This window comes from Streptomyces sp. NPDC093586, assembly GCF_044764905.1.
GTDB lineage: Bacteria > Actinomycetota > Actinomycetes > Streptomycetales > Streptomycetaceae > Streptomyces.
In genome coordinates this window covers 228063-251100 of sequence record NZ_JBIWJA010000001.1, presented here as the reverse complement: position 1 = coordinate 251100, position 23038 = coordinate 228063, and the positions used below count along the sequence as shown (strand labels likewise).

Below are 23038 nucleotides of genomic sequence, written 5' to 3'. Positions count from 1 at the left end.
CTCGGGCTTTCGTCCGGTGCGGCGGGAGTGCGTGCCGGGCGTCGCGGCGGGACGAACGTCGCCTGTTGCGGCACTAGGGCCGCCACCGTCCCGGCCGGTGGCGGCCGGCCCGTGCCGGGGTCCGCCGCCACCGCCGGGCACCGCGCCGCCGTCACCGCTGTCCGTGCACGTCGGCGGCCGTGGCCGGGCCGGGCACCGAGGGAACGGGGACGGGCTCGTCGCCCCGGCGGGTGCGCCCCGGCCGTACCAGCAGGGCCAGGCCGCCCAGCAGACCGCCCGCGCTCGCGCCCACCGCCGTGGTCACCGTCGTCGACGCGGACGTCGGGCTGGTCGGCCGCACCGCACGGGAGAACTGCACGAGCCGGACCTGGGTGCTGTCCTTGGTGTGCTCCGCGTGCTGCGTCAGCGCGCGGGAGACCGCGTTGGCCATGTCGACGGCGAGGCCGGGCCGCGCGGAGGTGGCCGAGACGGCGACCATCGGCGCGTCGGGCGAGGTCGCCGCGCGCACCTTCTCCCGCAGCGTGCGCACTGGTACGCCCGCCCACACCTGGGCGTCCCCGAGCACCGCGAGCTGGGTGGCCACGCGGCCGTACGCCTGCGCGAAACCGCGGGCGGCCTCCGGGGTGGACTTCGCCGTCGGCACGGCGACGACATAGCTGGTGGCCGTGTAGGTGTCCGGGGTGAACAGGCCGTAGGCGCCGCCGAGCAGGCCGCCGGCGAGGGCGCCGGCCGCGAGCACGGACCAGGACGGCAGCTTCTTGACACGTGCCGCGGACGGGAGACGCCGGCGGGCCGGGGTGTCGGTCATGACGGGCTTGCTCCGAGGGGTGAGAGGGACGACGGCGAACGGGAGACCGTTGCCGCGTACACGTCGACGAGGCGGGCTGTGCTGCGGGTGATGCAGTAGCGGTGCGCGACGTCCGGGACCGTGCGGGGCCCGGCGCCCGCCGCGCGCACCTCGGCGATCGCGCGGGCGTACGCGTCGGGGCCGCCGCGCACGCGCCGGGCGCCGGCGGTGGCCGACGGCGGCAGGTCCTCGATCGCCGGGCAGGAGGCGTAGAGCACGGGCAGGCCCGATGCCAGCGCCTCCACCGCCGCCAGACCGAAGGCCTCGTCCGGCGACGGGGACGCGAACACGTCCATGGCGGAGGTGAGCGAGGGCAGGTCGGGGCCCGCGGAGCCGTCGGGTACGTAGGGGCGTTCGCCGGTGAACAGGACACGCCCGGACACGCCGGCCTCGTGGGCCGTGCGGCGCAGGGCGCGCTCGTCGGGGCCGCCGCCCACCAGCAGCAGCCAGTGGTCCTCGGGCAGCCGGGCGAGCGCGCGGACGAGGACGTCGAACCGCTTCCCCCGCGTGAGCCGGCCGACACCGCCGACGACGAACGCCTCCTCGGGCAGGCCGAGACGCCGGCGGGCGCGCGCCCGCCGCTCGGCGTCGAAGCGGAAGCGGTCCAGCTCGATGCCGTTCGGGACGACCTCGATGCGGGGAGCCGGCACGCCCCAGTGCGTCAGCCGGCGGGCCACCGCCGGGGAGACGGCGACCGTCGTCGAGCCGAGCCGCTCGCTGGCGAGGTACAGCGCGCGCACCCCGGCGGAGAGCCTGCGGCCCTCCATCTGCGAGTCGCCCAGGGAGTGCTCGGTGGCGACGACGGCGCGGACCCCGGCGAGACGCGCGGCGAGCCGGCCGTAGACGCAGGCCCGGTACAGGTGGGTGTGGACCAGGTCGTACCCGCCGGCGCGGATCAGCCGGACCAGCCGGGGCAGGGCGGTCAGGTCGCGGTTGCCGGCCATGCCCAGGTGCACGACGCGGACCCCGTCGGCGGTCAGGCCCTCGGCGACCGGGCCGGGGTTGGTGAGCGTGACGACGTCACAGGCGACGGGCAGGTGGCGCAGCAGCAGGCGCAGTTGCTGCTCGGCCCCGCCGACGCCGAGGCCGGTGATGATGTGCAGGGCCCTCATCTCACAGGCCTTCCACGGGGCGTCGGCGCAGCCGGTGCAGCCGGTGCTTGAGGTACAGCCGCCAGGCCGTGTCGTTCTGGCCGACGTGGACGCGGGGCAGGGCGTGCGGGCCGGTCAGCGGGCCGGGGTCGATGGCACAGGCGTACGCGTATCCGGCGTCGCGCACGGCCTCGACGGCGCGGGCGTCGACGGTGCCGTACGGGTAGCAGAAGCCGCCCGGCCGGACACCGGTCAGCTCCGCGATCCGTTCGCGGCTCTCGACGACCTCGGTCTTGAGGGTGAGGTCGTCCGCCCGGGTGAGGTCGACGTGGGTCAGTCCGTGCGAGCCGATCTCCACGCCCTCCGCGGCCGCCTGCCGGATGCCGTCGGCGGTCAGCAGCGGCTTGCGCGGGCCGAGCGGGTCCCAGGCGTTGTCGCCGCCGAGCCGCCCGGGCAGCACGAAGAGGGTGGCGCCGCAGTTCCACCGGCGCAGCACCGGCAGGGCGGTGGTGACGAAGTCGGCGTACCCGTCGTCGAAGGTGAGACCGACCAGGCCCCGTCCCCCGCCCCGGGCGCGGGCGGCGAGCAGGTCGGCCACGGACACGCCCCGCAGCCCGCGGCGGCGCAGCCAGGCCAGCTGCCCGTCGAGGCGCTCGGGAGCGACCGTGATGCGGTACGGGTCGTCCGAGCAGTCGCCCACCGAGTGGTACATCGCCACCCAGGGCGGCGGGCCCGGGTGCGGGGCGGCGGGTCCGGCGGTCCGGACGGAATCAACGGAAGCGGCCATGGGTGAGCCTTCGTGTGACGGTGCGTACGGAACGCACGGCGGATGGGAGACCCCGGGCGCCCGAGGCCCAGGCGAGCGGGACGAAGACGGCGGTCACGGTCAGGCAGCCGGCCGCGAGCCCCCCCACCGGGGACGCGAACCGGCTCGCGGCGAACGCCCCGGCGACGGTGGCGGCGACTGTCGCGAGCACGGGCCCGCCCAGCTCGGCCAGGACCCGCCGGACGCGGACCGTGACACCGCGCGGGTCCTCGCCCCGGCCCGTGCGCAGTCCGGCGAGCAGCAGGGCGGCCGTGACGGTGATGCCGAAGGCGTTGGCGGCGGCGATCCCCGCCACGCCCCACGGGCGCACCGTCGCGGCGCCGACCAGGGACGTCACGCCGATGCCCGCGGCCATCACGCCGACGGGGTACCAGCGGGGCCGGCCCGCCGAGAAGTAGGAGCGGATCAGGGCGCCCACCAGGGTCTGGCCCAGCAGCCCGAGGGCGTACACGCGCATGACGCCCGCCGTCGCCGCGGTGTCGGCCCCGGTGAACGCGCCCCGCTGGAAGAGCAGTCCGATCATCTGCGGGGCGCAGGCGATCACCGCGGACATGCCCATCAGCACCATGCAGGAGGCCAGTACGAGGTCCCGCTGGACCCGGCTGCGGGCACGTTCGGTGTCGCCGTCGGCGAGCGCCCGCGCCACCACGGGGAAGGTGACCGTGCACACCATCAGCGACAGCGTCATCGGGATCTGGGCGACCTTCTGCGCGTAGTTCAGGTGCGAGATGGCCCCGGCCGGCAGGGAGGAGGCGAGGAAGCGTTCGACGAGGACCTGCGACTGGCGGCACAGGGCGAACAGGAGCACGGCGGCGACCAGGGCGAAACGCATCGGCCGTTCCTCGGCCTCCGCCCCGGCCTCGGGCGCCCGGGACACCGGTGCGCGCGCCGTCAGCCGCCGCCACAGCGACGGCAGTTGCACCGCCACCATCAGACAGCCGCCCGCCGCCACGCCGGCCGCGGCGGAACGCACGCCCCACCGGCCGCCGAACAGGAACATCGTGGCGATGATGCCGGTGTTGTAGGCGACGTAGATCGCCGCCGGTGCGAAGAAACACCGGTGCGCCCGCAGCGCTGCGCTGCAGTACCCGGCCAGCCCGAAGGCCAGCAGGCTGATCGCCGTGAGCCGGGTGCAGTCGACGGCGAGGCCGGGGTCGGGCAGGCCGGGCGCCAGGGCCCGGACCAGGAGGGGGGCCGCGGCGGCGACCAGCGCGGCCACCGCGGCCAGGGCCAGGCACAGCCGGGGCAGGGTGGCGGCGACCAGGGCCCGCACCGGGTCCCCCGCGGCGCCCCGGGCGCGGCGGGCCAGCGCCAGACTGAACGCCGGGACCAGCACCAGCGCCAGCCCCTCCTCGATCAGCAGCGTGGAGGCCAGCTCCGGCACGGTCCACGCGACGAGGAAGGCGTCCGTGTCGCTCCCGGCGCCGAACAGCCGGGCCAGCGACTGGTCGCGCACCAGGCCGAGCAGCGAGCCGGCGATGGACAGCGCCGCCGTGACGAGCGTCGCCCGGGCGAGGAACTTCCGGGAGGCCGAGGCGTGGTCGGGCCCGGCCGTCACCGGGCCGGCCGCACGCACCGCGGGCACGGGAGCCGCCTCGCCGGTGCCGGGCCCGGGGAGCTGCGAAGGCGCCACCGTCATCGGGCCACCGCCTTCTCGACGCGGTCCCGGACGCCGCCGCGCGGCAGGACGTCCCGGTGCTCGCCGTCGCCCAGCGCCCACCACGCCACGAGCCCCAGGGCCAGGGCGGTCACCATGGTCGAGGGACCGCCGATGTCCCCGTACAGGAAGTCGGTCAGCGTCCAGACCAGCAGCCCGCAGGCGACCAGCGCGCAGTCGAGCCCCGGCCCCCGGCGGCGCACGCGCAGCAGCCTGCGCGTCCCGCACACCAGCAGCGCCAGCCAGCTCCCGGCGAGGGCGAGCAGTCCGACCAGTCCCTGCTCGCTCAGTACCAGCAGGTACATGTTGTGCGGCGACAGCAGCTCCTGCCTGCGGTACTCCGCTCCGGCGCCCTCGACGTCGCTGCCCGACGACAGGGCCAGCGTGGCGTGTCCGTCGCGGTACTCGGGGAAGTTCTTCAGGCCCACGCCGGTCAGCGGGTGGTCGCGCCACATGCCGGTGGCCGACGACCACAGGGCGTACCGGTCGACCACGGACTGGTCGGGGGCGTCGGTGACCTGCGCGATGCTGTCGATCCGTTCTTGCAGCTGCGCGGTGCCGGCACCGAACCCGCCCACCAGGACCACCCCCGCGGCGGCCAGGGCGGCGGCCACCTTCAGGGCCCGGCGCAGTCCGGTCAGCACCAGCTGCAGGGTGCACGTGAGGGCGGTCGCGATCCAGGCGCCCCGGCTGAAGGACAGCGCGAGCGGGGCGAGCAGCGCCAGCGCGCAGCCCACGGCGGCCGCCCGCTGCCACACCGGCGTACGGCCCAGCGCGATCCCGACGGCGCACACCAGGCCGAGGGAGACCACGGACGCCATGCCCATCACGTCCTGGGCGCCGAAGGTGCCGACCGCCCGGATGTCCTCGCCCTGGTAGGAGGCGCCGGTCCGGGTGACGTACTGGTGCACGCCGACGGCACCCTCGCACAGGGCGAGGCCCACGAACGACCAGGCCAGCACCCGGAAGTCGCGGTGGTCCCGCAGCAGCAGCAGCACCGCCGCCGGGACCAGCACGAAGATCTGCAGGTAGCGGCCCAGGCCCGCCGGCCCGGCCCCGGGCGAGGACGTCCCCAGCGCGGCGAGCGCGATCCCCACGACCGGCAGGCCCAGCACCAGGGCCGCGGCCGGCGACAGCGGGCGCCGCCGCTCCCGCAGCAGACGGATCGCGCAGTACCCCACCACCAGCCCGGAGCCCACGTCGGCGGGCCCCGCGCCGGACCCGGCCGGTGGCAGCACCAGCAGGGCGAGCACCGCCGCCAGGGGCAGGACCGGCGCGAGCGAGGCGGCCCGGTGCGGGAGCGGTGCGAGAGCGTGGCTCACGTCGGTCAGCTCCCCGTCGGGCGTACCAGCGTGGCCGCGGTGCGCAGCAGGATGCAGATGTCCCGCCACAGCGACCAGTCGTCGATGTACGCGTTGTCGAACCGGCAGCGGTCCTCGATCGAGGTGTCGCCGCGCAGCCCGTGGATCTGGGCGAGACCGGTGATGCCGGTCCGCATCCGGTGACGGGCCGCGTAACCGGGGTACGCCCCGCTGAACTGCGCGACGAAATAGGCGCGTTCGGGACGTGGTCCGACCAGGCTCATGTCGCCGCGCAGCACGTTCCACAGCTGCAGCAGCTCGTCGAGCGAGGTGCGCCGCAGCATCCGGCAGAAGCGGCTCATCTCGTTCTCGTCGGCCACGCTCCACCGGGTCGCCGACTCGTGCTCGTTCACCGGGCGGTGGGTACGGAACTTCAGCAGCGTGAACGGCTCGCCGCCCCGGCCGATCCGCTCCTGCCGGAACACCACGCCCGGACCGTCGCTCAGGCGCAGGATTGTCGCGCACACCAGCAGCAGCGGGCTGACCAGCAGCAGCAGCGTGCCCGACACGAGGACGTCGAGCACGCGCTTGCCCGCGCCGCCGGGGCGCGCCGGGGACAGGTCCAGACGCCGGCAGGCGAACCCGGCCAGCCGTTCCCCCGTGGTGTACGACGGGGAGTCGGCGTCGAGCTCCCAGACCACGCAGCCCGCCCCGGCCAGGGTGCGCAGCAGCGGCGCCTGTTCGGCGCGGACCGAGGGGTGGACGGTCAGCACCGCGCGCACCCCGTTCTGGATGACCGCCCGTTCGACCTCCTCGCCGGTCCGCAGCACCGGGACGCCCTCGGCGCCCTCCGGCTGCCCGGCGACGACGCCCACCGGCCGCACCCCGCACCGCGGGTGGCGCAGCAGGGCCGCGGCCACGCGCTGCGCGGTCGCCGGCGGACCCACGACGAGCGCGGCGTGCGGGTGACGCAGCAGTGCGGCGCGCCGCCGCCCGTGCACGGCCGCGCGCAGCGCACAGCACACCCCCGCCTGCAGGACGACGCCCGTCAGCACCGTGCCGGCGGACAGCGCGTGCTCCGGCCGGTACGCCGCCCACAGCGCCGCGAGTGACAGCCAGGTGACGGCGGTGCGGCCGCACACGGCGGGCAGTTCCTCCAGCAGGCCCGGCACCGGCGACCGGCCGTCGCGGACGCGCAGCAGCAGGGAGACGACGATCAGCAGGGCGATCAGCGACGGCCGCCGCTGGGTACCGGTGAGCGCCAGCGTGCCCAGCACGGCGGCGACGCCGTCCACGAGGAACAGCGGCAGCGGCGAGGCCGCCGGCGCCGGGGGCCGCGGGACGGGGGCCCGCACGCCGGTCGCGGTGCCGAGCGGCGGCATGACGGATACGGAAGAGAGGCCGTGGTCCCGTGGCGTTACACCGGGGGAGGGCACGGTACGTTCGGCGGTCACGAGTGGATGGACTCCCTGTGCTCGGTGGACTCGGCGTCCTGGGTGGTCCGGTCCGCCCCGGAGCCCCGGCCCGTGCCGAGCGGCCGGCCCCGCTCGGCACCGTGGGCCGTGGCGCGTCCGGCCGCTGCGGACGGGCGCGCGCCCTGTGAGGCGGGCCATGGGCCGAGGAGGTCGCGGTAGACGTCCGCGACCGCCTCGGTGGTGTGTCGTACGTCGTGGAGGGACAGCACGTGCCGACGGCCCCGGACGCCGAGGGACGCCCGCAGCGGCGCGTCGAGCAGCAGCGCGGTGATGGCCGCGGCCAGTTCCCCCGGGTTCTCCGGCGGGACCACGCACCGGGCGGCGAAGGAGGGCGGCAGGCTCTCGCGGGCGCCGTCGACGTCCGTGACCAGCACCGGCACCCCGCAGGCCATCGCCTCCAGCGGGGCCAGGGCCATGCCCTCCCAGCGGGACGGCAGGACGGCGAGATCGGCGGCCTGGTACCAGACGGAGGTGTCGGCGACGGCCCCCGCGAACAGCACGGACCCGGGGGCGCCCCGGCGCAGCCGCTCGCGGTCCGGTCCGTCGCCGACCAGGACGAGACGGGCCTCGGGCACCTCGCGCACGACGGCGTCCCACGCCCGCAGCAGGACGTCCTGTCCCTTCTGCGGGCACAGCCGTCCCACACAGACCGCGAGCGGTGCCGACGGATGGACGTCGGCGAGCGGGGCGAGCCCGGCCCGCACGGCGCCGCGCACGGCCGGGCGGTAGCGCTCGGGATCGACGCCGTTGGGGACGACCGCCCACCTGCCGGTGATCCCGGCCCGGACGCCGGTCGCGCGTTCCGCCTCGCTCACGCACACCGTCCGCGCGGCCCAGCGCGCCGCCCACCGCTCCCAGCGGAGCGCGAGGGCCGCGGTGCTCCCGCCGACCGCCTCGAACGACCAGGCGTGCGGCTGGAAGACGGTCGGGATCCGCCCGCGCACCGCGAGCCGGCCGGCGAGCCCGGCCTTCGCGCTGTGCGCGTGCACCAGGTCGGGGCGCACCTCGTCGATCGCCCGCGCGAGACGCCGCACCTCCCCGAGGAGCGAGGGGCCCGGCGACCGCGTCGCCCGCCAGTGCCGGACGTGCGCGCCGGCCGCCCGCAGCCGGGCGGCGAGCACGCTGTCGGGGCAGACCGCGGTGACGTCCAGGCCGTCCGCCACCTGGGCCCGGACGAGGTCCGTCACGACGCGCGCGACCCCGCCGTCCACCGGCTGGGTGAGGTGCAGGACCCGCGGCGGACGGCCGCGGGGGGACGGGGCCACGGACACGGTTTCCTCGCTCACGAAGGTGCTCGGGACGGGCGGCGGTGTGTTCACCGCCGGGCGTCGACGGCGGCGAAGAGCACGCCGGCCCACGCGGCGTCGCGCTCGGAGGCGAGCCGGACGGTCGCCTGGTCACCGGCGCGCGGCATGCCGCCCGGAACGTCGAAGACGTCCGAGTCGTAGCCGAGGGTGTTGCCGTACGCCGGCACCCGCGCCGGGGAGGCCCCGGCGGGTCCGCTGATGGTGGAGTTCAGGACGTCGCCGCGCGGATCGGCGGGGCCGCTGAGCGGCGTGGAGCCGGAACCGGTGGTCAGGGTGAGGGAGTCGCCGGTGGTGCCGCGGTCGCCGTTGTACGCGACCATGCCCACCCGGCCCCCGGCGCCCGCGGCGAAGTCCGCGCCGCTCAGCCGGAGTTCCGCCGCGCGGGAGCGCAGCGGGACGAAGCCGTCCCAGAGCGCGAGGCGCCGCAGCGGCTGCGCCGGGTCCTCGTACGCCACGACCAGCGTCCAGCCGCCCCACGCGCCGGCCGCGGAACCGCCCGCGGCCACGTTGACCTGCGCCACGGTGTACAGGCCCGGCACGCTGTCCCGCACCAGGCCCGTCACGTCCGCCGAGGCCTGGAAGGCGTCCGCGCCGTCGGCCACGCGGTGTCCGACGAGCGTGTCCGCGAGGATCTCCTTGTACTCCCCGCCCGGTTCGGCGAGCAGCACGCGCCCGTTGTCCGCCGACGGCTTCTGCTCGCCCACGCGCAGGTTGCCGCCCCAGTACAGGCGCGCGTACGTCACCCGGGCGCCCGCGGGCAGGCGGACCTCGGCGCGGGAGGAGTTGTAGGTGTTGGGGTCGTGGTCGACGTCGACGTAGAACATGTCGAAGTCCCCGTTCACCCCGGAGCCGCCGGCCTGCGCGCCGGAGCACGACGGTGCCTGGGCGCGGCAGGTGATGGAGGTGTTGGCGGCGCGCACGATGTCGCCGTGCTGGAGTGCGGTGTACCGCTGGGCGAACGTGAGGCTGTCCGCCTCGGGTGCGGGCGGCGCGGCCGCCGCGTAGCCATTGGAGGCCCACATCGAGACGAGGGCGAGCACGCCCACCGTCGCACGGCGAAGCAGCTGGCCCGGGGAATGGCGCATGACCGTCGGTGCCCTTTCGGAACTGGGGGATGCCAGGCAGCGGCACGGGTGCGATACGTCCGCCTGGAGGAGTGCGTCAGCGTTTCGCAACTCTAGTCACCAAGTGGACGAATTCACCGAAATTCGGGGCATAGCGCGATCTGTGTTGAAAGCGTGAAGGTGTCGTCCTCCGGGTGACGCGGACCAGGAGCCGGCCCACGTCCGTCGCGTGCGGCCGCCCGCGTGCCGCCGTACGGGGACGGCGGCACGCCGGCCCGACACGGTGCCCCATCAGGAACGCCGCGGCAGCAGGGTGAACGGCGGGCCGACGGCGGCCCGACACCGGTTGCGGGCCGGCACGGGCGCACCGACGGTGGGCTCAAACTCCGACCTCCGTCGAAAGGACCCTCATGCGCGCCCTGCCCGCACGGCCCATCGCACTCGGCGCACTGTGCGCCGCCCTCCTTGTCGGAACCACCGGCTCCGTCGCCATGGCGGCCGACTCGTTCCGGGAACGCCCCCCTGTCGCGTCGTCCGACACGCTGCTCGCGCAGGTCAGGACCCTTCACGCGCACGAGGGCGACCTCGCCCCGGTCGTCGACCTGCTGGAGGCCGTGCTCGCGGCGGACGGCGGCCACCTTCCCCCCGCCGAGGCGAAGAGACTGGGCGAGGCCGCCGAGAAGGCCCTGGAAGAGGCGGTCGCGAAGGCCCGGGAGACCGCGCCCGCGCCCGCGGCACCGGCTCCGGCGACCACGCCGGAAGCGTCGGACCCGGCGGCCACGAGCACGGCCACGCCGGAAGCGCCGGATGCGTCGGAAGCGTCGGACCCGGCGGACGACACGCTGCTCGCCGACGACACGGCAGAGGGGATGAGCGACCTGCTGGACATGGTGCGGGAGGCCATCGGCAACCTCACGGACCTGCTGCTCTCCGACGACGAGACGGACGACGCGTCGGCGCCCGCGTCCCTCGGCGGCCTGCTGACCGAGGTGAAGGACCTCGTCGACGCGCTGCTCGACCCCTCCGCCCCGCAGGCGTCGACCCTGCCCGCCCCGGCCTCCGCGACGCAGGTTCCCCTGCTGGCGGGCCTCAAGCTCCCCGTGCTCCCTCCGCTGCTGACGGCTCCGTGAGCGGCGCGGCCCGGTAGGACGCCGGCCCGGAGCCGGCCTCCGGAGCGTCGGCGCGGCCGCCGTCCGAAGTTCTCATATGAGAACTCGGCAATCTTCGGCTCTCCGGTTTCCGCTCCCACCGGGGATCGTTGGGCACGGCGACGGATCCCCCACCGGCGACCTGGGTTGCCGAAGAAAGGAAGACGATGAAATCCCTGAAGGCTGCCGCCGTCCTCGCCGGGTCCCTGATCGTCGCCGGCGCCGCCGCACCCGCGTACGCGGGGAGCACCGAGCTGGCGTCCACCGGCCTCGACACCGGCCTGCGCACCGCGGTCCCCTTCGAACTGACGTCGCCGCAGTCGGAGTCGCAGGCCCCCGGCACCCGGGACGAGGGTTCGCTGCTGAAGACGACGAAGGACGCGGCGGCCGCGGTCAACGCGGCCAAGCCGGTGCACGGCGACCTCGGGCTGCACGCCTGACACCGCGCCACCTGGACGCCGGCCCCCTGGACATGGGGGCCGGCGTTCGTCTGCCGCGGCCGATGACGCCACCGGCTCCCGACGCCACCGGCGGACCGGTCCCCCGGCGGGGGACCGGTCCGCCGGGCGGTCACCGTCTTCGCCGTACGACGGTGACCGCGTGGTGCGTGCGCCGGTTACCGCTACCGACGACCGCACGGACGAGGAGTCTCCATGAACATCAATATGGGCGGGGCGCCGACAGGCGCCCAGGACGGGACGCCGGATCCCACGCCGCCCGAACCGGTGGGCGGAACACGGCGGGACATGGCGCGCGGTCTGCGCGCCTTCGCGTTCGCCGCCGCCCTGGCCCCGGTGCTCGCCGCCCGCGGGCCTGCGCCCAGGGCCCTGCCCGGAAGCGCCCCGCACGACACCGGGTTCGACGTGACGTATCGCAGCCACCGCATCCGGGGAGTCCGGACCCCCGCCCGGGGCGCGGACGAGGGCGGCCGGTGGCACGTCACCGTCGACGGCCGCCCCCTGCACCTGATGCGCCGCGCCGACGGCACCTGGCTGAGCATGGCCGACCACTACTGCTCGTACCGGACACCGCTCGAAGCCGCCCGCGCCGCCGTCGACGCGCTCGGCCCCGGACGACGGCTGCGCGACCCGGCCCCGGCGCCGACGGGCGGGGGACAGGCGCACGGACACGCGGGGGGCCGGCATGGTGTACGTGCGTAAAGACGCCGCCACGCTCACCAGGGCCGAGCGGCGCCGCTTCGTCAATGCCCTGCTGGAGGTCAAACGGCGGGGCGAGTACGACGAGTTCGTGCGCATGCACATCGCGTACTACGCCTCCGACGGCGAGCGCGGACTGCGCACCGCGCACATGGCCCCCTCCTTCCTCCCCTGGCACCGCCGGTTCCTCCTCGACCTGGAGGAGGCCCTGCGCCGCGTGGACTCCTCGGTGACCCTTCCGTACTGGGACTGGACCCGTGACCGCACGGCCGTCTCCCCGCCCTGGACGGAGGACCTCATGGGTGGCAACGGACGCGCCTCCGACCACCGGGTGACGACCGGCCCGTTCGCGTATCAGGGGGGCGGCTGGACCATCAGGGTGGGCGTGACCGACGGCGGCTTCCTCACCCGGGACCTCGGCCGCCGGAGCGCCCCGATCGCCCTGCCCGCGAAGAGCGACGTCGAGGAGGCGCTGAAGGATCCCGTATACGACGTGGCCCCCTGGAACTCGACGGTCACGCGGGGCTTCCGCAACAAGCTGGAGGGGTGGGGGCCCGGCCGAGGCAGCGCCTCCTGGCGCAACCACAACAGGGTGCACCGCTGGATCGGCGGCGACATGCTCGGCGCGGCCTCCGTCAACGACCCCGTCTTCTGGCTGCACCACGCCTTCGTCGACCTGCAGTGGTACCGCTGGCAGCGCCGGCACGGCGGGGCCCGCTACCTCCCCGCGACGCCGCCGGGCTCCGGCGACACGCAGCACGGCCGCGTCGTGGCACGCCACGAGAAGCTGCCGCCGTGGGACGTGACACCGGGCGAGCTGGAGGACGTGGGCCGGATCTACCGGTACGGATGAGCCGGGGCGGCCCATCCAAGGCATTTCTGAAGAAATTTACGCGTTCGGGCGTTTCGGCTACCAAGAGCCTGAAAGACGACGTATAGTCGTGACTGTCGGTGAGCAGTCCACGACGGACTGTATCGACATGAACCAGAAACGGAGAGGTAATGCGCAAGATCCAGAAGGTTGCGGTCGTCGCGGCCATGCTCGGCAGTGTCGGTTTCCTCGGTGCTGGCGTCAGCCAGGCCGGTGAGGGCCCGAGCTTCAAGCTGGACAACCAGCAGAGCACCAAGTGCTCGTCGGACGAGTCCGCCTTCGGCGGCCTGGTGAACGTCAGCGACGTGAACGTTGTCGCCAACGTGCTCGCGGGCGTCCAGGGCCAGGCCACGGACACCCACTCCGCGACCTGCAACGCCACCGTCGCCCTCGGTGGCTGACGGTCGCTGACCAGCTGATCCAGGCAGGCTCCGGGACTCGAGCCCAGGTGCTCGAGTCCCGGGCCTGCTCGGCTTATATGCCGATCCAGGCATTCGGAACGACCCTCCGTCCATCCACGGAGGGGCGCCCGTTAAGGAAAAGAGCAGATGTTCATTTCGAAGAAGATCGCAGCGACGGTGGGGGCCCTGGGGGGCATCGCACTGGCCGGCATGGGTGCCGGCCACGCCTTCGCCGGGAGCGAGCCCGCCAAGTGCGTCGAGGACAGCAACGGCAACATTCGCTGCGTTCAGGTGAGCGAGTACCGGCTCACCGACAAGGGCGGGAAGGTCGAACTCGTCAACAAGCAGTCGCTGACCTGCTCGACCGCGGGTGAGATGAGCTGCAACACCGACGTTGTCCTGCCCAAGCAGAAGCACTGACGTTCGACGAGGCAGCCGAGGCGCCCTGTGTGAGGACGGCGCCCGTCGTGACGCCCCTCCTGCCGCCGAGAATGGCCGGGATCCGATACCGGGTCCCGGCCATTCTCGGCGTTTTCTGTGCTTGTTCCGAGGAGCGGAGCCGGTTGTGGGGCGCTGGTTGTGGGGTGCTGGTCATGCGGAAGGGGTGGGCGGCACCGCCGGCGTCACCCACCCCTTCCAGAAGTCGGATCACCGGACCGTACCGGCGCACAGCGACTCGACGGCGTTGCAGTACGGCAGGCCGTCGACGGAGCGGTCGGTGATGAACCGGCCGATCAACTCGGAGGACTCCTCCCTGCGTTCGACGGTGACCAGGTGGTCCGCTTCCTTGACGGTGGTGAACCACGCCGTGGGCATCGTCGCGGCGAGTTCACGGCCCATCTGAGGGGTGCACAGGGTGTCGTACTCCCCCGTGAACACCAGGGACGGCACGTCGGGGACCGGCAGGGACCGGTAACAACCGTGCGTCATCAACCTCGTGTTGTGCTCGACCGCCTTCTTGATCTCGTCCGGCGTCTGGTTGATGAACTGCCGCTGGAGGAGACGCGCCACGGCCGCGTGCTTGTGGACCCGACCGGCTTCCGGGTTCGACATGAACAGCCGCACCAGTCCGTCGGCGGCCTCGTCGATCTCGCCGCGTTCGAGCGCCCGCGACAGACGCGGTACGGCGTCGGTGTAGATCTCGGGAAGGCGCTTGGCCGCGCCGCAGAAGACGATGCGGCGGACGAACCCGGGATGGAGCTGCGCGAAGCGGAGACCGACGACCTCACCGAAGCAGCCGCCGAACAGATTCACTCTCGGCATGTCGAGAGTCACCAGCATGTGCTCGATCGCTGCGGCGAGGAAGTCGATGTCGTACTCGGCGGGCAGGAAGTCCGAGGTGCCGTAACCGGGGAGGTCCACGGTGATCAACGTGCACAGCGGTGACAGCCACTTCTCGTGTCCCTGCCACGAGTACCTGTTCTGGGACGAGCCGCCGAGCAGCACCAACGGCTCCGTCCGGGGGGCACCCTGGTGGACGACTCGGCACGTGTATCCGAAGCCCTCGAAAACGAGGTTCCGTTCCTCCACTTGCTCCGGTGCGGGAGAAGCAGACCCGTGACCCTGCGTGCTCGACGAGTCCTGGACGGTGGTGGGTGTGGTGCGCATGGACGGCTCCGCGGCGAAGGGAACGACGAACCAGCCCATGATGACCAACGGCCCCACCGATTGGCCGTAACCACTCATTTGTGGGCGATCCTGTGAATGAACGTGCGAATCGGGCGCCTGCCGCGCCGCGACCCGGCGTCCGCGCGAGGGGATGACACCCGGCGAGAGGGCGCGCACGGGCCCGGAGAAACGGCGACCGCGGGAACGGGCGCCCCCGGCAGGACTCGAACCTGCGGCCAAGCGCTTAGAAGGCGCCTGCTGTATCGAGTGCCGCACCCTCGCTGACCTGGTCACCCTCCCACGCTCGGCGTCGCGTCGGCCGGACTTCGACACGCATTCGACCGGGGGAGTGGCAGGGCTAGGGACGGTTGACCGGGATCTCGTAGACGATTTCGCAGTGAGCGGCGGGCACCACGATGTCCGCCGTCTCCACGGGCCGCCCTTGGTCGCTGTAGTACGTCCGGCGGATGTGGGTGACGAGCGCGGACTTCTGGACGCCCAGGAGTGACGCCTCCTCGGCGGTCGCCTGCCTCGGCTCCGGTTGCTCGGTGGCGTGGCTGACGGTGACGCCGATCGCGGCCATGCGGTTCACGACGCCCGCGCCGGCGTGCGGCCCTCCCTCGGGGAGGACGACGAGCGTGCCGCCGGTGAGGTCGTACGGCTCCCAACTCGTCGCGAGCTGCACCGGCCTGCCGTCGGCCAGGAACTCGTACGCGGTGCGGACGCACAGGTCGCCCTCGGTGATGCCGAGCCGTGCCGCGATGTCCGCGGGCGCCGGCATCTTGGCGTCGGTCCGGCTCTCCCAGTCCCCTTGCCTGCCCACGGCCTTCATGTCCGCCCGGAACGGCGACCCGTCGGGCTGCTCGCGCGCGGACGACCGGACCATGCGTACGCGCTGCCGGGGCTCGGCGACGTACGTGCCCGAACCGGCGCGACCCTCCAGCACGCCCTGGGAGATCAGCAGCTCCTGGGCCCGCCGGACCACGTTCTCGCCAACACCGCACTCCTGTCCGATCTGGGCGCGGGACGGCAGGCGATCCCCGGGCTCCCATACGTGCTCCGCGATCCGCCGTCGGAGTTCGTCGGCGACGCGGAGATAGGGCGGCTGCTCAGGCATATGGAAAATCTAGTCCACTAGCTCTAATCTAGTTAACTAGCATTACTTAAAGTGATCGCCGGTGACGGAGGCTGCCCTGTGCCCGCTTCGGGAGTTAGCGCGGCGGCCATCGCCGCCCGGCTGTCCACCGTCGGGCTTTTCACCCGCGTGGAGGAGCACGACCGGTACACGACGGTCGAGGCGGAGGTGCCGGAAGCGCCCTCCGCCGACTTATGGCGGGAGGTGCTCGAAGCGGTGGCCGAGGCCGATCGGTTCGGGCTCCTTGCCACCAGCCTGAACGGCCGCACCCTCTGGGCGGTCGTACGCAAAGCGGTCCCCACGACGGGCGATGTCGGGGGACCGAGCCATCAGCGATAGGAGCTGAGTAGCGTGCTCAACCGTGTCCGCCGTGCCGTATCGCTCACCAGAGCGCGGTACTTCCCCAAGGGCAGGCACCGCCGCCCGTTAATGCTCCATCGGCCGTCGGCCGTTCTTGCTTTCCCCGCGTCCACCGACGAGCCGACGGCAACCCCGAGCCGGGCCCTCGGCGGCGTGAACCGCCGGCACCCGCTCCCAAGTGAGGACGTCGCGCTCGTCCGTCCGTACGTGCTGGCCTGTGAGAGGCGCGTCCGGACGCGTTCAGTGGTCGTTGCTCCCCGTCTATCGGCTGAGGCCTGGTCGGCCCTTGTGGGGGTCCGCTGATGACCTCTCGCCGACAGCCTCACCTCACCGACGCGGCGGCCGTCCCCTACCGATCGGCCGCATGCCGGATCGGCACGCATCTCGTCTGCGCGGAATCCTCCCCGGCCTTGGCACCGGTCGAACTGCCGTTGGTCTACGAAACGTGCGACTGCCCGTGCCACTCGATGCCCGGCCGGTCCACAGATGCGGAGGCGGGACAGTGATCGACCGGACCCCCAGGAGCGCGCTGGCCTCCAACATCGAGGTGACCGCGGCCACGGTGCAGCGCGGCGACATCATCCAACTCGGCGGCCGGGCCTGCCGGGTGCGGGATCTCTTCCAACTGCCCCAGGGCGCCAAGCAACTGCTCTTCGAGTCGGGTGAGCTGCTGACCATACACACGCGTACCCGGCTCGGCGCCGTGCGGCTGATGAGAAGGCGGTGACCGGTCCGTGTCCTCGCGCCATCACGACATCGCCGATGACATCCGGCACCAGATCACGACCGGCCGCATCAAGCCCGGCGAACGTTTGCCGTCCGAGGCCGGCCTGGCCGATCGGTACAAGGTCAGCACAGTGACCTTGCGGAGCGCCCTCGCGGTCCTCCAGGGCGAAGGTCTCGTCGAGAAGATCCACGGCAAAGGCAACTTCGTCCGCCGTCCGCCCCGCAAGATCGTGTATGTCGGCGGATGGGGGACGCTGGACCCGTGGACGGCCGCTGAAGCGGCCCTACACGTCACCGTGCGCAGCACCACGGTCCAGGCACAGGGGCATTTGGCGACCTTGTTGAAGGTGCCGACGGGCAGCCCCCTCGCAGAGTTCGTCTGCATAAGCCATGAGGGGGAGTCACCGCACGGGCTGGCACGCATTTACATCCCGCGCGACCTGGCCCCGGCTGGAGTGCTCGACGACGAAGCGTCGTGCCGTGAGGCGGTCGCGAGATTCGCCGTCCTCAGCGTGCCGCCGGCTGCTGTCCAGGAGACGGTCTGTGCCCGCCCACCGACACCGGACGAAGCATCGACCCTCCGGACCAACTCCACCGCACCCATCCTCGCGATCACACGCGTCGCGACCGACGCCACTGGTCGGGTTGTCGAGGCCGCGCTCCTGGTGCTCCCGGGGGATCGCGTCGACGCGGTCTTCACCACCCACCACATGACCGACGAGAGGCAGACGCAAGCATGACGGCATCGGACGAGTTGCGACTCCTCCCGTGGTCGGGACCGGAGGGCAAGCCGTGCTACCTGAGCACCGACGACAGGGGCGGCTACCTGTCCCGCCTGGCGGACAACATCGAAGCGGTGCAGCTGGGAACGGCAGCCGAGCTGCTGGATGAGGCCCTGGAAACCCTCGACGAGGAGGGCGCCGGCCGCGAGGACGTACGACGGCTGGCACAGGAGCTGACCGGTGCACTGCGAGACGTGCTCCGCGTTGCGATCAGCCGGGGGCACCTCCTAGCGGCGAATGAGCCTCAAAGCCGCTGAGGGGTGACTGCGTACAGCGACGGCGTTCGTCACACTTCACTCCACCTCGACGGGGAGGGGACCCAGACAATGTCTGGGTCCCCTCCCCGTCCTGTCATGTCGGGCCGGACCAACTGATTGCGCGTGCACCAAGAGAGGCGGCGATACGGCGACGGCTCCGGAGGGCGTTGGATAGTGGGCCTTTCGCCCACCTCAGAGCCATACAGCCCGCTGCCTCACATCTTCCCGTCCACGGATGGTCCACGATCCCCCGGGCCTGGCACGCATGCGCTGCCACGCCGCTTCTGCCGCGGCTCGTCGGCAAGGAAGGCTGGCATATGACCATCAAGTGTGCAGTCTTTGCAGAGGACCTCACGCACTGCATCGCCTGCATGGGCTGACAGACGACCTCATTGTGTTAGCCGCCGTAAGAGCTGTCCTGTAATCCCGGGTGGGTCAGCGCGCGGCGTCTGATGCGGTGCATCGCAATGCGGAGGGTCGTCCTCATGCTGGGCGTACTCGGGCGATCCGACAACGCGGCAAGGTGCCGTAGCTGTCGTCGCGTGCCCGCCGGGAATTATGGGACAGCCCTCAGCAGGGCACCACACTTCGCAGCCGTAGCCTTGCTCGTAAACCACGTGTCGTGAGTCAGCGAGTAGGCGGCGTAGTGTTGATGGTGCGTATATCAAGACTCATGCTGCTGGAGGTACCTCACTACTTTCATCACCCCCTCCAAATTGTCACCGAAGTACCCGAGTCCCTTATTGCAGTGAAAGCACAGGAGCCCTCGAATCCTTCCTGTCTCATGACAGTGGTCAACCTGGAACGGAGCGTTCGTCTTTCCGGTATCAGTGCGCCTACAAATTGCGCACGCGCCGCCCTGAGAATCCAGACGACGCTTATACTCGGCGATATCTATGCCGTACTTGCGCAGTAGATGCATCTCTCGGTGGTACTCACTGAGGCATGGCTTGCACTTGCCTTTGATATAGACAGGCGCGGACTTGCAGCGTGTACAGACTTCAGCCCGGGTCTTGGACTTTGGCACATACGCGCCTCGATCAATGAGAAACTGCCTAACCACCACGTTGCCTGCATTTACAGCCCTGGCTATCGCCGCCACCGATGAGCCACTGGCGTACATCTCGATGCACAGAGCTGCCTCGGTTTCATTGAACTGACGCTTGGGGCTCTTCTCTCGAAGCTCGACGCCGTTCTGAAGCAGGGTTCTGCGTATGACCGAGTAAGGAACTGCGAACTTCTCGGCCAGGATCGTCATGCTGGTGCCCGATGCGTACGCTTGGAGGACCTCGCTGGCGTCAACCGTATGACTGCTGGTGCCGCCGGGCCGGGCGATGTCTACGCTTCTGGCGACGAGAGTGTTGCGGACCGAAGCGAAGGAGATGTTCAGTAGATGGGCAATTCGAGCCATTGACTCGCCATCTCGATACATCTCTTCAATGCGTTCACCGTGGACTTCCGCGATGGTCTTCCGCTCACCATTGATCATGGCTGCGAATATACACCTCGGTCACCTTGGATCGAACAAGTAAGAGGTAACCCCATAGGCGCGGCAGCCGGGCAGTGTCAGGGCCGTCGCCGTGACGCCGAGACGAGGGGAAAATGGCGGCGCCTGTGTTCTGAGCCACGAAAAGCTAGCAACTGCGGATTGTCGGCAAGGTTCAGGCGTGTGGGAACATTTTCGGCGATTGCGTCACTCGGTTAATTCAACACGATCATCGGGTCGCGAGCCGCCTTTCAGGTATGCAAGTGCCTTAATTAGCAGAACTGGTGAGTCCCCCAAAAGCCCAATCGCTCGATTGCAAGAATGGCACAAGAGGCCGCGGTTGCAATTTCCGCAGGTGGGCACGGTGCGGCAACAACTGTGGTCATGGTCTACGCAAAATCTCATGCCACTTCCGCAAGCGGCAGTCGAACATACGGCACATCCTCCCCCTTGGGAAGCCAGCATGTCTTCGTAATTCGTTCGAGTCATTTTGTACATGCGAAGAGTCTTGTACCAGCGGTGACATTCAAGGCACTTGTGCGCGAGACCATCAAGTGAACCGGTGTCGAATGTGAACTCTTTGACTGGCTTAATATCAAGGCAGTCGCTACATTCCTTAAGCCCATTCTTGGCCTGAGACTCCCCCCTCGATCGCCGCCTGCGGAGAGGCTTCAACTCCACGCCGCGCCGTCTTTGTCCATCATGCGCCATGCAGAGACCTCGAACATGGTGAGGCTTCTCGCATCCATCAAAGGAGCAAGACCCCGCGATGGCGGCACTAGGCAGACCATTTCCCTTTCGCATCCTCAAAGGCTTCAGATCCAATCCTCTTGAGCGTTGGGTGTAATGCCCAGCGCAGAGGAGCATGGTTTTTGCGGGCCGACCGCAGCCTCGAAAAGCGCACATCTTCACGGTCATTTTGGCCGTCCCTATCGTTCATTATTGTCATTTACGTGTGGGCATCTTCCTGTGGGATCAGATGGTGCGGCCTCCTACCTGCGATCGCGTCTCGGACGGGGACGCACACTGCTCGTGGTCACACCTGCGCAGACAGCACCTTCTGGACCGAGGTGAGCCTAGATGCCACCACTGACACCGAGACCAGGGCCTAGTAACGGCTAACACAATGAGGCGTATCGCTCCTGGCTGCCGTGTCCGGGGCGGAAGTTGAGCGTTCTGTCCGCTGCGGGGACGTCACCGTGGATCGTGTCGGACGAGCTGTGGGATCTCCTGGAGCCGTTGCTGCCGCAGCGTGAGCGCAGGTTCCGGCATCCGGGCCGCAAGCCGTTGCCGGACAGGGATGTACTGTGCGGGATCTTGTACGTGTTGCACACCGTGATCCAGTGGGAGTACCTGCCTCAGGACCTCGGCTTCGGCTCGGACATGACGTGCTGGCGACGGCCCTGCTCAAGGCATCGCCGCCCTACATGCGGCACATCAGGCAGTACGAGTCCACAGGCAGGCCCACGACCGACTGAGCACCTTTAGGAGTTCGATCCGAGCCTGCTCCGGACGCTTCCGCTGACTGGTGCGACAGCCGGTCAGATGCCCAGGGGCACGCGTCCGTCTGGCGCCGTTGATGTCAGCCTCAGCTTTGAGAGCGACCGGCGTGGCGCACTCATGTGGATCAGCCGTGCCGGCGGCATCCCGCAGAGGGCCCAGGTGCCGGGACGCTGCACAGCCCTATCTGACCGGGGCATATGGCTCGCTGTTCTGGTGTTCCTGGGAGCCGACACTAGGAAATAGGTACTGGTGGCAGCGACACTTTTAGGCCAAAGTGCGGTAATCAGCCAATCCTGCGCGATGATTCGTACCAACCCCTCCGCGGGAGACCCCTCGTGCGGGATCATCGGGCTGCAATTGATCAGCCACAGGGGGCGGATGTGTACAAAGCGGTCAAGATCGATGGTAGCGAGTCGGAGTTCCTCGTTGAGGTCATTCCTCTCGCTGTTGAGAGCGTCGACCAGTCAAAGATTCTGAGGGGGCGCGGAGCGCCAGAGCAGGCCTTGACCAGCTTGCGTCAGGTGGGAGATGCCATCGTCCAAACCTGCGAAGACGTGTCAGCCGCGATTCGTGAACGCTTTGCCGAAGCTGCGCCCAACGAGTTGGAGGTCAAGTTCGGGGTATCCCTCAGCGGTGAGGGAGGCGTTCCCCTGGTGGGCAAAGTCAAGGCTGACTCGACCTTCGAGGTCAGAGCGCGCTGGACTCGCTGACCAGCGCTGTCTCTGTGGTACATGTACGCGCCGAGAGTGAACGTCATGTACCAGTTGACGTATGCGGCCTGGTCAGGGCGGAAAACCAGTTGGTAACCTACGCGGCATGAGTAAGCCGGAGGATGGCAGCTGGTCGGGCCTGAGCGACACAGAACACGCGCTGCTTGAGCTGATGTCGGCTGCGCTGAAGGCGGACGAGGAAGCCGCGAAGGAACTATGCCGACGGTGGATGCGAAAGCCTCCCACAGTGTCAGGTCATGCAGTTGCTCTCCGGGCAGAGCTGAGGGCCTTGCTCACGGCTCTGCCTGGACGCTCTCCTCTTCGAGGTGGCGCGGCACCTAGCACTGACTGGAGGCCGCCGGCCACCGTCGACTTGCCTAGAGACCCGGAAACCAACCAAACGTTGCTTCGCTTGGGTGAGCCGCCTCCAAGTTCAGGTCCCGTGCTCGATGAGGCTTGCAGGGCCCAAGTCGACAGGGTTGTCGCTGAGCGCCCCCTACGTGAGCGTCTCCTGGAAGTTGGCCTGCAGCCGTCTCGCAGCGTTCTCTTGAGCGGTCCCCCAGGGGTAGGTAAGTCCATGACCGCTGCGTACATCGCTGAGCAAATGAAGCAGCCGCTCCTCATCGTGGATCTGGCATCCGTAATGTCGAGTTACTTGGGGCGGACCGGGCGCAATTTGAGGGCGGTACTCGATTATGCGTCACAAACGGAGTGCGTCCTTTTTGTGGACGAGTTCGACGCTCTAGCGAAACGGCGAGACGACAATACTGACGTCGGCGAACTAAAGCGGTTGGTCAACGTTTTGCTGTTGGAACTCGACCGCTGGCCCGCTGGAAGCTTCTTGGTCGCCGCCACCAACCACCTAGACCTAGTTGATCCGGCTATCGCAAGGCGCTTCGATGTGAAAATCGAAATGCCTATGCCCGAATGCGAGCAGCGGAAAAACCTTCTATCTCAGGTTCCCGTTATCGCAGCTGCGAGTATCGGCGCAGACTGCATCTCTTTGCTGGCGCTCGCAACTGAAGGGAAATCGCATTCCGATATCGTTAAGCTTGTGAGTGGGCTCGCGAGGGAAGTGATAATCCAAGATGGCAATTTGGAAAAATATTCGGAGCGTATTGCTGAGTACGCCATGGTCACGCTTCGGGAACATTCGAAGTTAGACTCAGAAACTCGATCTCAGATCATCCGTCTTGCCTATCAATCACTTGGCTACTCGCAACGAAAGATCGCAGGCATTCTTGGTGTAAGCCATCCGACAGTGAGTCGAGTTCTGGCTTCACAAGAAAAATGACGGAACCGTAGCTAATTTTCCTGGGGGGGAAT

Annotated in this window: 24 protein-coding genes and 1 pseudogene; 13 read left to right on the top strand and 12 right to left on the bottom strand. The window is 70.3% G+C overall.

The features are described 5' to 3' along the window. Nucleotides 1-151: 151 nt before the first annotated feature. The 8 genes from ACIRFH_RS01145 to ACIRFH_RS01110 are packed head-to-tail and all read right to left on the bottom strand — an operon-like array spanning nt 152 to nt 9589. Entirely contained in the window at nt 152-808 is a 657-nt protein-coding gene (locus tag ACIRFH_RS01145; protein ID WP_403516459.1) for a lipopolysaccharide biosynthesis protein, read from the bottom strand. Beyond that, nucleotides 805-1959, bottom strand: coding sequence for a glycosyltransferase (locus tag ACIRFH_RS01140; RefSeq protein WP_403516458.1), 1155 nt, complete (start codon nt 1957-1959; stop codon nt 805-807). The genes ACIRFH_RS01145 and ACIRFH_RS01140 overlap by 4 nt, the downstream gene beginning before the upstream one ends. 1 nt (nt 1960) lies before the next feature. Beyond that, nucleotides 1961-2725 (bottom strand): polysaccharide deacetylase family protein, encoded by a 765-nt coding sequence (locus ACIRFH_RS01135; protein WP_403516457.1) that lies wholly within the window; start codon nt 2723-2725, stop codon nt 1961-1963. After that, nucleotides 2709-4403 (bottom strand): murein biosynthesis integral membrane protein MurJ, encoded by a 1695-nt coding sequence (gene murJ / locus ACIRFH_RS01130; protein ID WP_403516456.1) that lies wholly within the window; start codon nt 4401-4403, stop codon nt 2709-2711. Before murJ ends, ACIRFH_RS01135 begins: the two co-directional genes overlap by 17 nt. Beyond that, nucleotides 4400-5743, bottom strand: coding sequence for an O-antigen ligase family protein (locus tag ACIRFH_RS01125; protein ID WP_403516455.1), 1344 nt, complete (start codon nt 5741-5743; stop codon nt 4400-4402). Before ACIRFH_RS01125 ends, murJ begins: the two co-directional genes overlap by 4 nt. A gap of 5 nt (nt 5744-5748) precedes the next feature. Next, nucleotides 5749-7176: an exopolysaccharide biosynthesis polyprenyl glycosylphosphotransferase gene (locus ACIRFH_RS01120; RefSeq protein WP_403516454.1), complete on the bottom strand. Its 1428-nt coding sequence runs from the start codon at nt 7174-7176 to the stop codon at nt 5749-5751. Next, entirely contained in the window at nt 7173-8462 is a 1290-nt protein-coding gene (locus ACIRFH_RS01115) for a glycosyltransferase family 4 protein (RefSeq protein WP_403516453.1), read from the bottom strand. Before ACIRFH_RS01115 ends, ACIRFH_RS01120 begins: the two co-directional genes overlap by 4 nt. A 50-nt stretch (nt 8463-8512) precedes the next feature. Beyond that, the gene (locus tag ACIRFH_RS01110; RefSeq protein WP_403516452.1) at nt 8513-9589 is read right to left on the bottom strand and encodes a DUF3344 domain-containing protein; all 1077 of its coding nucleotides are present in this window, start codon (nt 9587-9589) and stop codon (nt 8513-8515) included. A gap of 389 nt (nt 9590-9978) precedes the next feature. On the opposite strand from ACIRFH_RS01110, the gene ACIRFH_RS01105 reads away from it, so the two are divergent. The 6 genes from ACIRFH_RS01105 to ACIRFH_RS01080 all read left to right on the top strand — a co-directional run bounded on the left by ACIRFH_RS01105 (nt 9979) and on the right by ACIRFH_RS01080 (nt 13565). Then, complete coding sequence (locus tag ACIRFH_RS01105; protein WP_403516451.1) at nt 9979-10698, top strand: hypothetical protein; 720 nt, start codon at nt 9979-9981, stop codon at nt 10696-10698. 185 nt (nt 10699-10883) lie between these two features. Continuing rightward, nucleotides 10884-11156 carry a hypothetical protein gene (locus ACIRFH_RS01100; protein ID WP_403516450.1) on the top strand — a complete coding sequence of 91 codons (273 nt, stop codon included), beginning with the start codon at nt 10884-10886 and terminating at the stop codon, nt 11154-11156. A 213-nt stretch (nt 11157-11369) separates the two neighbouring features. Then, on the top strand, nt 11370-11876 hold the full coding sequence (locus tag ACIRFH_RS01095; protein WP_403516449.1) for a tyrosinase family oxidase copper chaperone: 507 nt from the start codon (nt 11370-11372) through the stop codon (nt 11874-11876). Beyond that, nucleotides 11860-12726: a tyrosinase family protein gene (locus ACIRFH_RS01090; protein WP_403516448.1), complete on the top strand. Its 867-nt coding sequence runs from the start codon at nt 11860-11862 to the stop codon at nt 12724-12726. The genes ACIRFH_RS01095 and ACIRFH_RS01090 overlap by 17 nt, the downstream gene beginning before the upstream one ends. Before the next feature lie 149 nt (nt 12727-12875). Further along, a complete protein-coding gene (locus tag ACIRFH_RS01085; protein ID WP_403516447.1) occupies nt 12876-13145 on the top strand; it encodes a hypothetical protein in 270 nt (89 codons plus the stop codon). A 147-nt stretch (nt 13146-13292) separates the two neighbouring features. Beyond that, nucleotides 13293-13565, top strand: a complete 273-nt coding sequence (locus ACIRFH_RS01080) for a hypothetical protein (RefSeq protein ID WP_403516446.1) — start codon at nt 13293-13295, stop codon at nt 13563-13565. A gap of 228 nt (nt 13566-13793) precedes the next feature. On the opposite strand, the gene ACIRFH_RS01075 is transcribed toward ACIRFH_RS01080, so the two are convergent. Together ACIRFH_RS01075 and ACIRFH_RS01070 are read right to left on the bottom strand one after the other, a co-directional pair. Then, nucleotides 13794-14831 (bottom strand): alpha/beta fold hydrolase, encoded by a 1038-nt coding sequence (locus tag ACIRFH_RS01075; protein ID WP_403516445.1) that lies wholly within the window; start codon nt 14829-14831, stop codon nt 13794-13796. A 280-nt stretch (nt 14832-15111) separates the two neighbouring features. Next, on the bottom strand, nt 15112-15870 hold the full coding sequence (locus tag ACIRFH_RS01070; protein WP_403516444.1) for a GntR family transcriptional regulator: 759 nt from the start codon (nt 15868-15870) through the stop codon (nt 15112-15114). A 78-nt stretch (nt 15871-15948) separates the two neighbouring features. Here ACIRFH_RS01070 and ACIRFH_RS01065 point away from each other — a divergent pair, with 78 nt between their 5' ends. The 4 genes from ACIRFH_RS01065 (at nt 15949) to ACIRFH_RS01050 (ending at nt 18013) form a co-directional block, all read left to right on the top strand. Further along, on the top strand, nt 15949-16227 hold the full coding sequence (locus ACIRFH_RS01065; protein WP_403516646.1) for a hypothetical protein: 279 nt from the start codon (nt 15949-15951) through the stop codon (nt 16225-16227). 523 nt (nt 16228-16750) lie between these two features. Next, nucleotides 16751-16975 (top strand): hypothetical protein, encoded by a 225-nt coding sequence (locus tag ACIRFH_RS01060; protein WP_077801490.1) that lies wholly within the window; start codon nt 16751-16753, stop codon nt 16973-16975. Between the two features lie 7 nt (nt 16976-16982). Further along, entirely contained in the window at nt 16983-17714 is a 732-nt protein-coding gene (locus ACIRFH_RS01055; RefSeq protein WP_403516443.1) for a GntR family transcriptional regulator, read from the top strand. Continuing rightward, nucleotides 17711-18013 (top strand): hypothetical protein, encoded by a 303-nt coding sequence (locus ACIRFH_RS01050; protein WP_403516442.1) that lies wholly within the window; start codon nt 17711-17713, stop codon nt 18011-18013. Before ACIRFH_RS01055 ends, ACIRFH_RS01050 begins: the two co-directional genes overlap by 4 nt. A gap of 664 nt (nt 18014-18677) precedes the next feature. Here the strand turns inward: ACIRFH_RS01050 and ACIRFH_RS01045 are convergent. Together ACIRFH_RS01045 and ACIRFH_RS01040 are read right to left on the bottom strand one after the other, a co-directional pair. Further along, nucleotides 18678-19502 (bottom strand): endonuclease VII domain-containing protein, encoded by an 825-nt coding sequence (locus tag ACIRFH_RS01045; RefSeq protein WP_403516441.1) that lies wholly within the window; start codon nt 19500-19502, stop codon nt 18678-18680. Nucleotides 19503-19706: 204 nt separating this feature from the next. Then, the gene (locus tag ACIRFH_RS01040; RefSeq protein ID WP_403516440.1) at nt 19707-19997 is read right to left on the bottom strand and encodes an endonuclease domain-containing protein; all 291 of its coding nucleotides are present in this window, start codon (nt 19995-19997) and stop codon (nt 19707-19709) included. Between the two features lie 648 nt (nt 19998-20645). Here ACIRFH_RS01040 and ACIRFH_RS01035 point away from each other — a divergent pair. The 3 genes and pseudogenes from ACIRFH_RS01035 to ACIRFH_RS01025 all read left to right on the top strand — a co-directional run. After that, nucleotides 20646-20900: pseudogene (locus ACIRFH_RS01035) on the top strand (transposase); the annotation flags it as partial. Between the two features lie 482 nt (nt 20901-21382). Next, nucleotides 21383-21712, top strand: a complete 330-nt coding sequence (locus ACIRFH_RS01030) for a CU044_2847 family protein (protein ID WP_403516439.1) — start codon at nt 21383-21385, stop codon at nt 21710-21712. Nucleotides 21713-21773: 61 nt separating this feature from the next. Further along, a complete protein-coding gene (locus ACIRFH_RS01025; protein WP_403516438.1) occupies nt 21774-23006 on the top strand; it encodes an AAA family ATPase in 1233 nt (410 codons plus the stop codon). Nucleotides 23007-23038 lie beyond the last annotated feature (32 nt).

Coding starts and splice junctions, on each gene's coding strand:
- ACIRFH_RS01145 (WP_403516459.1), bottom strand. CDS start 808: ATGACCGACACCCCGGCCCGCCGGCGTCTCCCGTCCGCGGCACGTGTC.
- ACIRFH_RS01140 (WP_403516458.1), bottom strand. CDS start 1,959: ATGAGGGCCCTGCACATCATCACCGGCCTCGGCGTCGGCGGGGCCGAG.
- ACIRFH_RS01135 (WP_403516457.1), bottom strand. CDS start 2,725: ATGGCCGCTTCCGTTGATTCCGTCCGGACCGCCGGACCCGCCGCCCCG.
- murJ (WP_403516456.1), bottom strand. CDS start 4,403: ATGACGGTGGCGCCTTCGCAGCTCCCCGGGCCCGGCACCGGCGAGGCG.
- ACIRFH_RS01110 (WP_403516452.1), bottom strand. CDS start 9,589: ATGCGCCATTCCCCGGGCCAGCTGCTTCGCCGTGCGACGGTGGGCGTG.
- ACIRFH_RS01105 (WP_403516451.1), top strand. CDS start 9,979: ATGCGCGCCCTGCCCGCACGGCCCATCGCACTCGGCGCACTGTGCGCC.
- ACIRFH_RS01100 (WP_403516450.1), top strand. CDS start 10,884: ATGAAATCCCTGAAGGCTGCCGCCGTCCTCGCCGGGTCCCTGATCGTC.
- ACIRFH_RS01095 (WP_403516449.1), top strand. CDS start 11,370: ATGAACATCAATATGGGCGGGGCGCCGACAGGCGCCCAGGACGGGACG.
- ACIRFH_RS01090 (WP_403516448.1), top strand. CDS start 11,860: ATGGTGTACGTGCGTAAAGACGCCGCCACGCTCACCAGGGCCGAGCGG.
- ACIRFH_RS01085 (WP_403516447.1), top strand. CDS start 12,876: ATGCGCAAGATCCAGAAGGTTGCGGTCGTCGCGGCCATGCTCGGCAGT.
- ACIRFH_RS01080 (WP_403516446.1), top strand. CDS start 13,293: ATGTTCATTTCGAAGAAGATCGCAGCGACGGTGGGGGCCCTGGGGGGC.
- ACIRFH_RS01075 (WP_403516445.1), bottom strand. CDS start 14,831: ATGAGTGGTTACGGCCAATCGGTGGGGCCGTTGGTCATCATGGGCTGG.
- ACIRFH_RS01070 (WP_403516444.1), bottom strand. CDS start 15,870: ATGCCTGAGCAGCCGCCCTATCTCCGCGTCGCCGACGAACTCCGACGG.
- ACIRFH_RS01050 (WP_403516442.1), top strand. CDS start 17,711: ATGACGGCATCGGACGAGTTGCGACTCCTCCCGTGGTCGGGACCGGAG.
- ACIRFH_RS01045 (WP_403516441.1), bottom strand. CDS start 19,502: ATGATCAATGGTGAGCGGAAGACCATCGCGGAAGTCCACGGTGAACGC.
- ACIRFH_RS01040 (WP_403516440.1), bottom strand. CDS start 19,997: ATGTACAAAATGACTCGAACGAATTACGAAGACATGCTGGCTTCCCAA.
- ACIRFH_RS01025 (WP_403516438.1), top strand. CDS start 21,774: ATGCGGCCTGGTCAGGGCGGAAAACCAGTTGGTAACCTACGCGGCATG.